Annotated in this window: 12 protein-coding genes and 1 pseudogene; all 13 read right to left on the reverse strand. The window is 42.3% G+C overall.

Annotated elements, in window-relative coordinates:
* Positions 1-38 precede the first annotated feature (38 nt).
* Positions 39-2,120, reverse strand: a complete 2,082-nt coding sequence (topA, locus tag I2E70_RS02390; RefSeq protein ID WP_023918171.1) for a type I DNA topoisomerase — start codon at positions 2,118-2,120, stop codon at positions 39-41.
* Positions 2,121-2,206: 86 nt separating this feature from the next.
* On the reverse strand, positions 2,207-3,055 hold the full coding sequence (gene dprA / locus I2E70_RS02395; protein ID WP_049473183.1) for a DNA-processing protein DprA: 849 nt from the start codon (positions 3,053-3,055) through the stop codon (positions 2,207-2,209).
* Between the two features lie 60 nt (positions 3,056-3,115).
* Entirely contained in the window at positions 3,116-4,045 is a 930-nt protein-coding gene (locus I2E70_RS02400) for an ROK family protein (protein WP_195423251.1), read from the reverse strand.
* A gap of 3 nt (positions 4,046-4,048) precedes the next feature.
* Entirely contained in the window at positions 4,049-4,816 is a 768-nt protein-coding gene (locus I2E70_RS02405) for a ribonuclease HII (protein WP_195423253.1), read from the reverse strand.
* A complete protein-coding gene (ylqF, locus tag I2E70_RS02410; protein ID WP_023918177.1) occupies positions 4,803-5,654 on the reverse strand; it encodes a ribosome biogenesis GTPase YlqF in 852 nt (283 codons plus the stop codon). Before ylqF ends, I2E70_RS02405 begins: the two co-directional genes overlap by 14 nt.
* A gap of 113 nt (positions 5,655-5,767) precedes the next feature.
* A complete protein-coding gene (locus I2E70_RS02415; RefSeq protein ID WP_006597242.1) occupies positions 5,768-6,106 on the reverse strand; it encodes an ATP cone domain-containing protein in 339 nt (112 codons plus the stop codon).
* A gap of 71 nt (positions 6,107-6,177) precedes the next feature.
* Positions 6,178-7,113, reverse strand: coding sequence for a 4-hydroxy-tetrahydrodipicolinate synthase (gene dapA, locus I2E70_RS02420; protein WP_195423255.1), 936 nt, complete (start codon positions 7,111-7,113; stop codon positions 6,178-6,180).
* Between the two features lie 252 nt (positions 7,114-7,365).
* Positions 7,366-8,442 (reverse strand): aspartate-semialdehyde dehydrogenase, encoded by a 1,077-nt coding sequence (locus I2E70_RS02425; protein ID WP_049473189.1) that lies wholly within the window; start codon positions 8,440-8,442, stop codon positions 7,366-7,368.
* 144 nt (positions 8,443-8,586) lie between these two features.
* Positions 8,587-9,138, reverse strand: a complete 552-nt coding sequence (locus I2E70_RS02430; protein WP_195423257.1) for a LemA family protein — start codon at positions 9,136-9,138, stop codon at positions 8,587-8,589.
* Positions 9,135-10,136 carry a DUF3137 domain-containing protein gene (locus I2E70_RS02435; protein ID WP_129824906.1) on the reverse strand — a complete coding sequence of 334 codons (1,002 nt, stop codon included), beginning with the start codon at positions 10,134-10,136 and terminating at the stop codon, positions 9,135-9,137. Before I2E70_RS02435 ends, I2E70_RS02430 begins: the two co-directional genes overlap by 4 nt.
* Before the next feature lie 364 nt (positions 10,137-10,500).
* Positions 10,501-12,075, reverse strand: coding sequence for a cardiolipin synthase (gene cls, locus I2E70_RS02440; protein ID WP_195423259.1), 1,575 nt, complete (start codon positions 12,073-12,075; stop codon positions 10,501-10,503).
* Between the two features lie 105 nt (positions 12,076-12,180).
* A complete protein-coding gene (locus tag I2E70_RS02445; protein ID WP_070586226.1) occupies positions 12,181-12,690 on the reverse strand; it encodes a GNAT family N-acetyltransferase in 510 nt (169 codons plus the stop codon).
* Positions 12,691-13,171: 481 nt separating this feature from the next.
* Positions 13,172-14,728, reverse strand: a pseudogene (locus I2E70_RS02450) (glycosyl hydrolase family 28-related protein); the annotation flags it as partial.
* Between the last annotated feature and the right edge of the window lie 17 nt (positions 14,729-14,745).

Raw genomic sequence — 14,745 nt, forward strand, 5'->3', positions numbered from 1 at the left:
AAATTGCCGTTATAATAGACATTGAATTATTTGAAAGCTTATTTCACTTTTTCTTCTTCGTAGTCGCCATTGCTACATACGACTTGTTTGCCGCCACCACGAACTTTTTTCTCAACTAAGTAGTGGCCACATTTTGGACAATCCCGACCGATCGGCTTATCCCAAGAGGTAAATTCACACTCTGGATAGCGATTGCATCCATAGAAGATACGGTTGCGCTTGGTTTTCCGTTCGATGATTTGTCCCTGATGACAGTCAGGACACTCCACGCCGATTTCTTTGACAATGGCCTGGGTATGACGACAATCTGGGAAATTACTACAAGCATAGAACTTACCAAAACGTCCTAATTTAATCACCATCGGGCTTCCACAAACTTCACAATCAAAACCAGCTGGTTCGTCTTTAATTTGGATTTTTTCCATCTCTTCTTCAGCCTTTGCGACTTCCTTAGAGAATGGTTTGTAGAAGGCATCGATGACTTTTTGCCACTCTTCTTTTCCGAGTTCGACATCATCGAGTTTCCCTTCCATTTCTGCTGTGAAGGTTACATTGACAATATCTGGGAAGAATTCAACGATCAGTTTATTAACGATTTCCCCTAACTCTGTTGGTTCAAAGCGTTTGGCTACCAGCTTCACATAATAGCGTTTTTGAATGGTCTCAATCGTCGGAGCATAGGTTGAAGGACGACCAACCCCATTTTCTTCTAAGGTCTTAATCAAGGTCGCTTCAGAATATCGAGCAGGTGGTTGGGTAAAGTGTTGCTCAGGCTTGCTATTGACTTGCTTAACGATATCGCCTTCTACCATATCCGGCAACATCTTGTTCTTATCTGAGTCGTTATAAATCGCCAAATAACCATCAAACTTCACTTGGCTTCCGTTTGCCGTATACTGAACCCCATTTTGACCTAAACGGACATTCATGGTATCAAAGACAGCTGCAGTCATTTGACTAGCTACAAAGCGGTTCCAAATCAAGGTGTAGAGCTTGAGTTGGTCTTTATCCAAGTATTTAGCAATGCTTTCAGGTGTATTGAAGACACTGGATGGACGAATCGCTTCGTGGGCATCTTGGGCACCAGAAGCATTCTTCACGCGGCTTCCATGCTTGGAATATTTCTCACCAAAGCGATCTACGATAAAGTTAGCTGCCTCATTTTGCGCAACTGGACTGATCCGTGTAGAATCGGTACGCATATAGGTAATCAAACCTTGAACACCAGAGCCAATATTGATTCCTTCATACAACTGCTGGGCGACCATCATGGTCTTACGTGTACGGAAGTTGATCTTATTGGCAGCATCCATCTGCATGGAAGAGGTGGTGTATGGAAGTGGCGCATTCCGTCGACGTTCTTTCTTTTCCACCTTTTCAACGGTAAAATCTTTGCCATCTAAGCGTTCAAGAACAGCTTTCACCTCTTCATTGGTGTTGAGCTTCATCTTCTTGCCATCAATCCCATAGAAGCTGGCTTGGAATTGCTTGGTCCCTTTTTTAAAGACGCCATCAATGGTCCAATATTCTTCCGGTTTGAAATCATTAATTTCGTTTTCGCGATCAATGATTAATTTGAGAGCAACAGATTGCACGCGCCCTGCAGAAAGTCCTTTTTTAACCTTTTTCCAAAGAATAGGCGAAATTGAATACCCTACAATCCGGTCCAAGACCCGACGTGCTTGTTGGGCATCGACCAAGTCCATATCGATTTGGCGCGGTTCTTTAAAGGCGTTTTTAACTGCATCCTTGGTGATTTCGTTAAAGACCACACGGTTTTTTTCTTTGGCATCCAAGTTCAAAATATGCGCTAAATGCCAAGAAATAGCTTCTCCTTCTCGGTCCGGGTCACTTGCGAGAAAGACTTGTTTGGCTTTTTTAGCTTCTTTTTTCAAATCATTGATCAAGGGACCTTTTCCGCGAATATTGATATACTCCGGTTCATAGTTATTGTCGAAGTCGATCGACATCGTAGATTTTTTCAGGTCCCGAATATGGCCAACACTGGCCATGACTTTGTAGTTACGACCAAGGTATTTCTCGATTGTTTTGGCCTTAGCAGGAGACTCCACAATCACCAAATTTTTCTTGGTTGTACTGCTTTTCTTTTTTGTTACCACGTTTTATCCCTCTGTATTGTATAAATCTCATTGAGTTTAATACATTTTAAGAAAGATGTCAACTAGGAACTTCTCCTATAGGAAAATCACAATTCGTATTTCAATTCATCAAGAATGTCCTGGCCTGATGTGATAAGCTTTGCTCCTTCTTGAATTAGGTGATGGCAGCCTGCAGATTTTCCATCTAAAATATTTCCTGGAATAGCGAAAACGTCTCGGCCTTCTTCCATAGCACGCTCACAAGTAATCAAACTGCCTGAACGGAGTCGCGCCTCTGCCACAATCACTGCCTGACAGAGACCAGCAATGATGCGATTTCTCTCAGGAAAATGAAACTTAAGTGGTGCCTGCCCTGGACCATACTCGCTCAAGATCAGATGGTGTTCCCCCATATGGGACTGTAATCTCTGATTGCTTTTAGGATAAAAGACATCCAGTCCCGTTCCAATCACTCCGATGGTCTTACCACCATTTCGTATACTGGCATAATGAGCTGTCGCATCAATTCCCTTAGCAAGTCCACTAACAATGACCAGTTCATTTCCAAGTTCCTTAATTATCTTCTCTACAGAACGAACCCCTTCTCGCGTGGTCTCTCGAGCTCCAACAACTGCAATCTTCGGTTTGCTTAACAGTTGCAAATCCCCTTGGTAAAAAAGGAGTACAGGAGGATTGTAGATCTGTAGCAATTCCTCAGGGTATTCTGGATCAAAAATGGATAGAGATGGGAACCGTTCAAACTCCTTGTGTAAATGGTCTTCATCTAGTTGCCGGTATTTGTCTACAAAATGAAGGATACTGCGACAGCGAGCGATCCTCGCTATCTCTTCTAAGCTTGGTAAGACTTGCTCTTTCCTACAGTAGTCCAAGACTCTCAAGACTTGCTCATTTGATAAACCGGCTTCTTTTAATTTAAAGATTTCAAATTTCTCCATGGTCACCTTCTACTTCCTCTCACTTATTTATTCGAAAAAGAAAAGAAAAAAGCTCTATTTCTAGAACTTTTTTTGATATGTCGAAGAATAAAAGTAAGATGCGGCACCAATCAAGTTGCTTTCATTATGGAAGCGAGCCGCTTGGATCGGCAAGGCCTCAAATTGTTTATGCCCTTTTTGAGAGAGCAGCTCATGGTATTGTCGACTGATCTCATCGATCAATAGTGGTTGACTACTAATGCCCCCGCCAATCGTCACTTTTTCAATCAGGAGCAATGATTGAAGATTAAAAATCAAAATTGCAATATCATGACAATATTCCTGAAACAAGGATATCAGCTCCTCATAGCCCCCTAGATCAAGAGCTTTGAAAACAGCTATACCATCTGCCTTTTCTAGGTTCAAGATGTGACTAGCTTTCTCAACAAATTGAACAGCAGAACCGGTGTTTTCCAAAAGATTGGAAATGCCTTGCAAAAAGAGTTCGCGATGAAAGCGGCGATTTTCTGGTGTTCTTTCTGCCTTATCAATAGACCGAATGTATTCTGTCAGTTGCCATCCTCTCAATAGGTCACCATTCGAAAGAAGAGCGAGGCCGACTCCTGTCCCTAAGACCAAGGTCGCACCGCAAGGATAATCTTTTAGATTGCCAAGCCTTGCTTCCGCTAAACCTGCGGCTTCTCCATCATTGAGAACAGTGACGGGTACTTGAAATGTTTGTTCGAGTCTACTTGCTAGAGGAATGCCTCGTAAATATGGAATGAGACCACCTCGAAAGACAAAGCCAAGGCTCTTTTGGATCTCACCAGGGCATGAAATGGCGATTCCCTCGATTTCTTCCCTTACGGGTGTAACGATTTCTTCTAATCCTTGCCAAAACTCCTCAATCGTAGGTGGTGTTGGGATCTTGTCTGTATGAACCAATTGATAGTCTGCGTCCATCAGACCGTACTTTATAAAGGTCCCTCCGATATCGATAGTAAATAGCATAACCTAATCCTCACACATTGATTTGACGGGTTCAAACGAACGCCGATGGATAGGGGTCACTCCCAGTTGGTCGAGGCCAGCCAGATGGTTCGACGTCCCATAGCCAGCGTTCTGAGCAAAATCATAACCCGGATATTCTCGATCAAACTCTTCCATCATCTGATCCCGAGTCACCTTGGCTACGATGGATGCTGCAGCAATGGATAAGGAGTTGGCATCCCCTTTGATGATACTAGTTTGGGAAATAGGAAGATCTAACCTCATGGCATCAATCAAAAGATGTTGGGGTTGAGGCTCTAGCTGACCAATGGCCTCCATCATGGCTAGCTTCGTAGCTTCATAGATATTAACCTGGTCTATCACTTGATTATCCTTGATGCCGATTCCGATCGCAACGGCGTTTTGGAGCACAGCTTCATAGATTTCCTTGTGTTTGGATTTTGGAATCTTTTTACTATCGTTGAGTCCCAGAATTTTACAAGCTTTCGGCAAGATCACGGCAGCTGCAACAACTGGACCCGCTAATGGGCCGCGTCCCACTTCATCCACACCTGCAATAAGATCAATCCCTTGAGCATAAAGTTCTTTCTCATAGGCTAGCATTTTTTCCAAACGCAAGTCTTCATCCACTTGTTTTTGGAGTTCGCGTTTTCGTTTGCTGATAGCCGCTTGAACCCCCGCTCGACCATCAAGGATCAATTCTTCAAATAAGGGATGATCTAGATCGTCAATCGTTGCCAAACGCTCTTTGATTTCTTTAATCGTTGGCATCTATTTCACCTACACGATCAAGGGAATAGCGTCCCAAACGACCATCACGTACATCCTTGACAAACAAACTGTAAAAACGGTCGTAATCCTCTCGAAATCCTAATTTCTGGGTCATTTCCATAATGATTTCAGGAGCTTCTTGTTCCAGATCCATTTGTTTAAAACGTTCCTGCAAAACAGCTGGATAGTGCTTTTTGAAATAGTTAAGACCAAAGATGGTCACTTCATCCATTGGAAGCAACTGGTCTTTGATGGCACCTGTTAAAGCGAGCTTTAAGGCCACTTCTTCATCTTCAAACTTGGGCCAGAGAATCCCAGGAGTATCCAAGATTTCAAGGTCTTTGTTGGTTTTCAACCACTGTTGCCCCTTGGTCACCCCTGGTTTATTCCCAACAACAGCAATCTTTTTCCCTGCTAAGCGGTTCATCAAAGTTGATTTCCCGGCATTAGGAATTCCGATGATCATGGTCCGAAGGGTTTCAATCTGAATTCCCCGTTCCTTTTGACGGGCAATTTTATCGGCCATCAAGCTCTTAGCAGCATCTGTGACCTTCTTAACCGTAGATTGCTCTTTGGAGTTGATAGCCAAGGTTTTGATGCCTTGAGACTCAAAATAGTCCTGCCATTCTTTTGTTGCAACAGGATCTGCCAAGTCTACCTTGTTTAAAATCATTAATTTGGGCTTATCACCAACAATTTTTGTTAACATAGGATTTTGGCTTGATAGGGGCAAACGAGCATCTACCAAAACCGTCACAAAATCCACGAATTTTAAATTTTCTTGTACTTGTCTTCTAGCTTTGGACATGTGTCCAGGAAACCATTGTATAGTTGCCATGTTCTCCATTCCTTTCCAGTTCAATCTCTTCTATTATACCATGTTTTCTTGAATTCTCAGTGATTAATAAAAATACTAAAAAGAAGCTACCGAAGTAACTTCAATTTTATATTTTAGCGAATTTGCTCAAAATGCAAATGCACAGCGATGTGGTCTCCATAACCACTTCGTTCCAAATCACGTTGCAAGCGATAAGAAATATAGTGTTCAGCAATGGTAATATAACCAGCACCAAGTAAACGGTGCTCAACCATTGACTGGATCATGCTGATCGTCGCACGTTCCACTTTAGCTTCTTCCAAATCCATCACAACTTTCTTGGTCACTTGCGCCAAGTTTTGGCGAAGATCATCCGTCAAGACATAAACTGTTTGTGCTGCCTTCAAAACAGCTTGATAGATTTTATCTGGGTCAAATTCTACAACTTCACCACTACGTTTAATGACTTCCATCTTATTCTCCTTGATCATCAATATACTTCTATTATCTTAATAAATAGGGGATTTGTCAAGAATCTAAGACATCAATAATCCGGACGAAGAACTCCCGTAATGATTTCTTTGGTCGCGTGGTAATCCCCATCCACTACAACCTTGATAATGCGCTTCGCTTCCTCAGCAGGAGCTGGCACTAATGGTAAACGAGTTGGCCCTGCTTCAAAGCCCATATAGTTCAAGACTGCTTTGACAGGAGCTGGGCTTGGATAAGAGAAGAGAGCATTGACTTTAGGGATAAATTGACGTTGGATAGCCGCAGCCTTTTTAATATCGTTGTGTTCAATCGCTTGGAACATCTCATGCATTTCATCTCCATTTGTATGAGAAGCCACTGAGATCACTCCATCAGCTCCAAGGTTCATCGCATGGAAAGCATCTCCATCTTCCCCTGTATAGATGAGAAATTCTTCTGGCTTGTGTTCAATCAAATAGGCCATATTAGCAAGGGTTGTACACTCTTTGACCCCGATGATATTTGGGTGCTCTGCCAAACGAAGCATGGTTTCAGGTGTCATTTCTACTACCACGCGCCCTGGAATATTGTAGATAATAATCGGAAGATTAGATGCATCCGCAATCGCTTTAAAGTGTTGATACATTCCTTCTTGAGATGGTTTGTTGTAGTAAGGGACGATAGCCAATCCTGCCGCAAAGCCACCAAAAGCATCCACTTCTTTCACGAACTCAATTGAGTCGCGGGTTTCATTGGTTCCGACACCAGCGATCAAAGGAACTCGGCCATTGACAATCTTTTGAACGGCCGCAAAGAGTTGCAATTCCTCATCGTGGGTCAGAGTTGGACTTTCTGCAGTCGTTCCAGCTAAGAGAATCCCATCTGTATGATGTGCCAAGAGGTGCTCGATCAAGTCAGGAAGAGCGTCAAAATTAATGCTCCCATCTTCATGGAAGGGGGTGATAAATGCAGTGATGATTTTACAATCTTTTAAATCATTATAAGACATAGAAAAACCTTTCTCTATATAAGAAAGAGGCTGGGGCTTCCTTGCCTTTGCCTCATGATCTGTTCATAAAACAAGTTGATTCGTTAGAAAGCTGAGGAAGAAATCAAACTCTTCGAGTTGCAGATTTCTGAATCGTGACGCAGTGGTTGATTGGAACTACTCATGTTTGCAACATTCGTACTTCCTAATCAACTGTGCGGGGGAAAAACTACGAAATCAAACTCTTCGAGTTACTGATTTCTGTTTTTCTCCCTATTTCAATTCAAACTTCAATTCAGCTGTTGGACGTACGAGTCCACGTTCGTGAAGGGTTTCTGCGATTTGGACTGAGTTCCAAGCGGCACCTTTAAGAAGGTTATCTGAAACAACCCACATGTGGATCCCTTTTTCAGCATCCAAGTCTTTACGAATCCGTCCAACGAAAGTATCGCGTGAACCTACCGCATTAACCGCTTGTGGGTAAATTTGGTGAGCGACATCGTCTTCAAGGACTGCACCTGGGAATTCTGCAATAGCAGCTTTCACTTCGTCAATTGGTGCTACTTCTTTTGTTTCAATGTAGACTGACTCTGAGTGAGCTGACAAGACTGGAATCCGCACACAAGTTGCTGAAACGGCAATGCTATCATCTTCCATGATTTTCTTGGTTTCGTTTGTCATCTTCATTTCTTCGTAAGTATAGTCGTTTTCTGTGAAGACGTCGATTTGTGGAAGAGCGTTGAAAGCAATTGGGTAATGTTTTTTATCACCACCACATGGCAAAATTTCCGCTTTGACATCGCGTGGGTTGACCCCATCATTCAAGACTTCCTTCAACTCACGTTGGGTTTCAAGAATCGCTCCCATACCAGCACCTGATACAGCTTGGTAAGTAGACACGATGATACGGTCCAAGCCCCATTTTTGACGAACGGGTTCAAGAGCCACCATCATTTGAATGGTTGAACAGTTTGGACAAGAGATGATTCCGTTGTGAGCATCAAGCGCATGTGCATTCACTTCAGGAACAACCAATGGGACATCCGGATTTTGACGGAAATAAGAAGTGTTATCAACCACTACTGCGCCTGCTTTCACCGCATAAGGTGCATATTTGGCAGATGTTGAACCACCAGCTGAGAAAAGAGCAATATCAACGCCTTCAAAAGCATCTTCAGTCGTTTCCTCAATGGTCACGTCTTGCCCTTTAAATTGCAAGACTTTTCCTGCAGAACGTGCTGACGCAAGGTAGCGAATTTTATCGATTGGAAGAGTAGATTCTTCCAACATTTTGATCATTTGAGCACCAACGGCACCTGTAGCACCGACAACAGCAACTGTGTATCCCATAGTAAATCCTCTTTCAAAATTTTCTAAAAATTGAGTATTTGTACTATTATACAATTTTTTGGCATAAATGAAAAGTACCAACAGTAGGAAAAAATCCTGATTCTAAGACCAGGATTTTTAATGGTTATTTATCATAAAAGCTCTTTAATTCAGGTCATAGTTCAAATCACTTAAATCTTTCTTACCTTGTGTTTCTTCAGCAAGAAATGGAACTTGATGGATCCCCTTTACACCTGCTACGATAGACGCTGGAAAGGAAACAATTTCTTGATTGATGTGGCTGACATTACTGTTAACAATTCGCTTCGCTGCAGCAAGATCTTCATTTTCGTCAGAAATTTCCTTTTGTAGGGCCAAGAATTGGTTAGAAGACAAGAGCTCTGGATAGTTTTCACCCACTGCACGAATTTGTGCCAAGACATCATTTTGATTGGTAATGACTTGGTTAGATTCTTGGATAGATGCTCCTTGACGTAAAGCAACTAAATCAGTGAAAATCTGTTGTTCATGTTTGGCATAGGCTTTGGCTACTTTTAGCATTTCCGAAATGGTATCATAGCGTTTTACGAGAACGATATCGACCGTTCTCTTTGATTCTTCAATGGTCACTAGATAGCGATTGAGACGATTTCCTACACTAATAAACCAAATAGCCAATAGGGCAACAAATATGATTAAGCCGATAATGAGATTCATGATGCTTCTCCTTCAAAAATTGCTGTTATTTCTTTAATTAAAGCTAGTTCTCTGCATAATTTATGATATTCAGCTACCAAAGATAGTTGATCAATATCTTCTGGTTTTTGGGGCGTCGGAAAGATATAGCGATCGGTATACAAAGAAATAAATAGTTTCTTGTCTTTCAAAAAAACACACATGGCATTTTGAGAAATTTGTCGATCAAACCATTCCAACATCTTAGGGGTGAGAAATTTACGGGCAGACAATTCATCCGTGCAGTAGATATTGTAATTTTCGTTATTGCGAATATCCTCGGTTTCAATCTGCACTTCATCCCCTCTGGCTCCAGGATAAACCCCATTCACCTCCCTCTTAAAAAGAAAGGATTTCTTGGTCGGAACCACCCGAAGATGACCCGAGAAATTGATCGGTAGACATAAAGAGAACACTTGTCCAAGGAAATCTGTAACTTCCACATGTTCCGTCCTCGTATGACCATTAGATGTCCGGTAACGAGTCTCTGTATGATGGGCATAGAGATTTGACACCGTTAGCTCTTTGTCATCATGAAACGATAGTTCTTTGAAACATAGAAAATCAGTCGACCGAGGACATAAATGCGAGAGAGCTTCAGAAGGGATGGAACCGTCCTCTTTGATCGAAGCTCGAGGAAAAACTTCCTTTAATACAGGCGAAAGGATATCATCAAGATAGATCTCATCGTTCGAACGAATTCGATCCCCAAACAAGGCTTTTCGTTTTTTATATTGTGGCCAATAATACAAACCAACAACTAAAAGGATCAAAGGAATAGCTGCAAAACGCAATAAAATGAGAGACAGTATGGCGCAAATAATACCAAAGGATCGCAAAACATTCCACTTAAGATTGTTCTTCATCTGTTCTCGGATCAATCCGATGGCATCCTGAAATTGTTTAGAGTTTTCAAGCTCCTCAATTTTATGCGAATAGTCTGTAGATGCTGAATCATTAGAATGATAGAAATCTCCCAATCAACTCCACTCCTTTCTGACCTAGGCACTTTACTATATTATAACACCAACATAACTTTGTAGCAACTGTATTATAATAGTTTTCGGTTCTTTGAGGAAACAAAAAAATCCTGATCCGAAGACCAGGATTCGAGGCACCTTTCGGTGAGAACAGTAGGTTCACACAACTGTTCAAGGTCCGCTCCTGCGTTACAATTGAATGTAGACCTCCTCAGCGCAAAAGGCTCCTAAGAGCCAATCGACTCATCGCATGAAACTATTATAGCATACTAATCGCTAGAGTCAAGGAGTAGATTTCATCAAGTACCTACTTGCTAGCTATTAGTTTAAAATATTATAGCATACAAATAAGAAGAAACTCCATCTACATCAAAGGTCCAATCAGAGAAAAGAGATAACCACCTAGACGATGAGCCATAGGCATTTTAGATAAACTTTCTAGAGTGACTTCCTCTGAGAGCTCCTGGGTTTTTTTAAAATCTTGTTCAATGTTAAGCACTTCCGGATTCTTATAAAGATATACGCCATCTTCAAAATTTTGATAAAGACTTCGGTAGTCTGTATTAATGGTTCCTACCACAGCTTGTTGGCTATCAGAAACATAAACTTTAGCATGGACAAAGCCTGGGGTATAGCGGAAAATACGGACGCCAGCATCCAAGAGCACTTTAAAATAGGTCGTCGCAATATCAAAAGCATATTGTTTATCTGGAATCCCTGGCATAATGATCCGAACATCTACTCCTCGTTTGGCCGCGAAAGTCATAGCTCTAACCAATTCGTCATCCAAGATCAGATACGGCGTCATGATGTGAACATAATCGGTCGATGTATTCAGTAAATGAAGATAAACATCCTCAGCCACCTTATGATAAGTCAATGGTGAATTGCCATAAGGAAGAACCAAGCCCTGGCTCTTTCTTTGTTGAGGTTTTTCTTGTAGATAGCGCTCCATATCCGCTTTGTCTTCTATTCCGGTCACTGTCCACATGGTCAAAAAGAGAGCTTTTAGCGTTTGAACTGCTGAACCATCTAATCGAAGGGCCGTATCCTTCCAATGACCAAAGCGTTCTAGTTTATTGACATACTCATCAGCGATATTAACGCCACCAGTGTAAGCAACTTGACCATCAATCACTGTAATCTTTCGATGGTCTCGGTAATTGTAATAGGTTGATAGAATAGGCTTGACTGGTGAGAAGGCCTGAGCTTTAATGCCAACCTTGTGCAATCGCTCGATATAATCGTAGGACAAGGTAGTCATCTCATTCATCCCATCAAACATGACACGAACATCCAGACCTGCCTTGGCCTTCTCCTCCAAAATGGCTAAAATCTCGCCCCACATGATCCCTTCGTCAATAATGAAATATTCCATAAAGATATAACGTTCCGCCTTTTTCAAATCCTCCAACAAGGCTGGTAGCATGTCATCTCCAAGTGGAAAATAGGTGACCTCTGTGTCTCTGTAGATAGGAAACTGGGCTGGACTATGCTCCAGAAAATAAGCTAATTTCTGTAATTGGTGATCACTTTGGGATAAATAATCAGCAACTTCTGGATCTGTGCTTAGATAGTCAGATGCCTGCACTGTAGCATTCTCAAGCCGCTTCTTCAAGCGTCTCACACCCAAATCAGCTAACGAAAAGTAAAGCAGAGCCGTCCCAAAAATTGGAAAGAGGGCAATGATAATCACCCAGGACAGTTTGGAACGAGAATCCATGGAACGATTGAGCAAGTATAAGAAGGTAAAGACACTCAACAAGTGTTCCCATAAGATAATGGATGGGAAATGCTCTTGTAGGCTGAGATATGAAAAGACAAGAAAGGCCAATTCCAGTAAGAAGAACAGGAGGATGGGAACCTTTCGGTTAAGTAGAATTTGGGCCCACCTAGAGGGCTTTTGGGGTAACAGTCTAGCACTTTGTTCTTGAGTCATAAAAACCTCTTTTGTAAAAAAACATTTTCTATGCTGAATAATTTATGGATTGTTTCAAGTGATTTGGAGATTTCATTTCATTTAGCTACTACTCCTTAACAGCTCTTACTTGATTTTTCTCACCGGCCCTTCGATCGTCTTTTGCATCCAGACGATATCATGCCATTTGTTGAACTTATAGCCAATCTTTGGGAAATGAGCCACTTGAACATAGCCTCGCTTTTCATGCATGGAAATGCTCGCTTCGTTCGGAACTGCGATACAAGCCAGAAAGCGTAAGTAGCCTCGTGCTTGCAACTCCTCTTCTAAGGCCGTATAAAGAGCCGATCCGATCCCTTGTCCACGCGCTTCTTTTGCGACATAAATAGATAATTCAGTGGTCCAATCATAGGCAGCGCGTGCATAATAGGTCGAGGCATAGGCATACCCCATAACTTTCCCATCCACTTCTGCGACCAAATAAGGAAATTGGGTCAGCGTTTTTGCGATGCGTCTTTCAAATTCCTGGACAGTCGGCACATCGAGCTCAAAGGTAATGGCTGTCTCTGTCACATAAGGTTGGTAAATCGCTCGGATAGCTGCTGCATCGCTGAGCTGAACGGGTCGAATCATCATGGTGGCCTCCTAATTAGATTATACCTAGTATACCGATCTGCCTTCTCACTGTCAATGAAGGACTAGCAGCAAGCAAAAAATCCTGGAATTGTATCCAGGATTTCCATCCTTCTTAAACCGTTTGACTTAACCCCATCATCCGGTAAAGGAACAAAGCACTCGGAGCTTTCAAAAAGCTCTTTTGCTTGGAATATGTTGCTTTTAAGACATAGTTAGGTTTGACTGTTTTAGTGACTGTCTTTGCTTGTTTAAGATTCAGACCGGTTTGTTTCTTAGACAGTTGAACTTTCGAAGGTTGATGGGGGACTTTCACTGCACTTACTTGAAGGGTTTTTTCTTTCACTCTCAAGGCTTGTCCAACTGGTTTTGAAACGGAGGCAGACACTCCTCCTTGAGCTGGATGAGAGAGTTGACCCATGGTTTGATTGTTTCTGACTTCGACATGATTTAGGATACCTCCATTTGGATTGAGGTGATCGGTCACACCTGTATCAAATGGCGCTAAAAATACATTGTCCTCAATGGTGACATTTTTAATATCTCCATAGCGCGTTTCAACATCAATCGATCCACGATGCTTGTTGTAGATATCGCTCTTCGTCCCTGTACGCTCCAAGAGATTGTGGTGAACCCGAATTCCTTCTTCATTCAGATCAAAGTTATGACCCTTAAAGACAGTCGTCAAGCGAATTCCGGCATCCCCGATATTGTCTTTAATCCGATTGTAGGCAATCTCATGGCCTTTTCCACCAAAGATCCCAACACCACCAGCACGCCAACCAAGTTCAATCGTATTGTGCAAGAATTTATTGTTTTCTGCTACTGCTGATTCTGTTCCATCCGCAATACTTGACCAGCTGGCTAGTCCGTCATCTCCATTTCCACGAATACTCGAATTGCGGACAATCGAATTCTTAGTCCCTTGGGCAAAGTTGACTCCGTCAGCCAGGTTGTTTCGCAAACGGACATTTTCTACTACTAGACCATCTGTGTACTTCATATCATTTTTGCTAGCATAATCGCCAATCCACATGCCGACTTCAAAATGTTCAGCCCAAATATCGTGAATATGAGAATTCTTCCCTGGCGTTCCAGAAATGGCCTTGTACTGAGCGTTTTCACCATAGCGTGAACGAAGGTTGGAGGACAGATAGACATCGCTAAATTCAACATGGTTGTCTTGGTGAAGGAAGTCAAATCCACCGCCACCAGCTTGGTCACTAGTAAAATGCAGTTGGGTATGCCAGATACCAGCCCCTGAAATCTTCATATCGGAAGCATCGATACCGACTTTTCGATTGAGATTAAATCGCCCAGCTGGGATATAGACATTCTTTCCTGTTTGTTTAGCTTCATAAATCGCATCATAGAGGGCCTGGCTGTCATCAGTATCGTCGTTTGGCGTAGCTCCTTTAGAAACAATATTGATAGCGTTATCCCCTTGAGCAATCAGGTCTGGAGCTTGCTCAAATTCCACAAAGTCAAGGCCATAATGGACGTCGTCTGACCTGTTTTTCACCAGTGAAACCACATCTCCTTTTTGAAGCTGAAGTCCTGGAAGGAGGCTGTGTACTTCATCAAATTGGAACCGAGCGCGTGTATCCGCCTGAGCACTATCATAAACACCTTTGTCATTCAAATACTGCCAGTTAGACGTAGATGAAAGATCCAATTGTTGAACACTGTGACCATTCACCTGAACATCGAGTTGTCCACTGGCTCCATCTGGTACCGTGTAGCGTACGGTTAAAGCATTAGCTGGTTCATTGACCTTAAAGGAGACACCATCTCCCATTTCTTTTAAAGCGACATAAGTCTGATCAGAAGCTTCAATAGCTGTTGATTGACTGTCTTGAGACTGCTCTACCTCTGCTTTTCCAAGGAGGTTCCCTTTGTCTGCCTCATAACGGGTGTAAGGCATGGATGCTCCATATTGGCTGGTATCTACTTGAGAGCTTGCGGGATCCGAAGTTGTCGCTTCTTGCCCTTGTGTTTGGACTTGTGCTTGCTCTCCAACTTGATCAGCTGCCACAGATTGTCCAGTCAAAAAACAAG

The sequence above is a fragment of the Streptococcus parasanguinis genome, from assembly GCF_015556095.1.
Lineage (GTDB): Bacteria > Bacillota > Bacilli > Lactobacillales > Streptococcaceae > Streptococcus > Streptococcus parasanguinis_Q.

Coding starts and splice junctions, on each gene's coding strand:
- dprA (WP_049473183.1), bottom strand. CDS start 3,055: ATGGAGAAATTTGAAATCTTTAAATTAAAAGAAGCCGGTTTATCAAAT.
- I2E70_RS02400 (WP_195423251.1), bottom strand. CDS start 4,045: ATGCTATTTACTATCGATATCGGAGGGACCTTTATAAAGTACGGTCTG.
- I2E70_RS02405 (WP_195423253.1), bottom strand. CDS start 4,816: ATGCCAACGATTAAAGAAATCAAAGAGCGTTTGGCAACGATTGACGAT.
- ylqF (WP_023918177.1), bottom strand. CDS start 5,654: ATGGCAACTATACAATGGTTTCCTGGACACATGTCCAAAGCTAGAAGA.
- I2E70_RS02415 (WP_006597242.1), bottom strand. CDS start 6,106: ATGGAAGTCATTAAACGTAGTGGTGAAGTTGTAGAATTTGACCCAGAT.
- dapA (WP_195423255.1), bottom strand. CDS start 7,113: ATGTCTTATAATGATTTAAAAGATTGTAAAATCATCACTGCATTTATC.
- I2E70_RS02425 (WP_049473189.1), bottom strand. CDS start 8,442: ATGGGATACACAGTTGCTGTTGTCGGTGCTACAGGTGCCGTTGGTGCT.
- I2E70_RS02430 (WP_195423257.1), bottom strand. CDS start 9,138: ATGAATCTCATTATCGGCTTAATCATATTTGTTGCCCTATTGGCTATT.
- cls (WP_195423259.1), bottom strand. CDS start 12,075: ATGACTCAAGAACAAAGTGCTAGACTGTTACCCCAAAAGCCCTCTAGG.
- I2E70_RS02445 (WP_070586226.1), bottom strand. CDS start 12,690: ATGATGATTCGACCCGTTCAGCTCAGCGATGCAGCAGCTATCCGAGCG.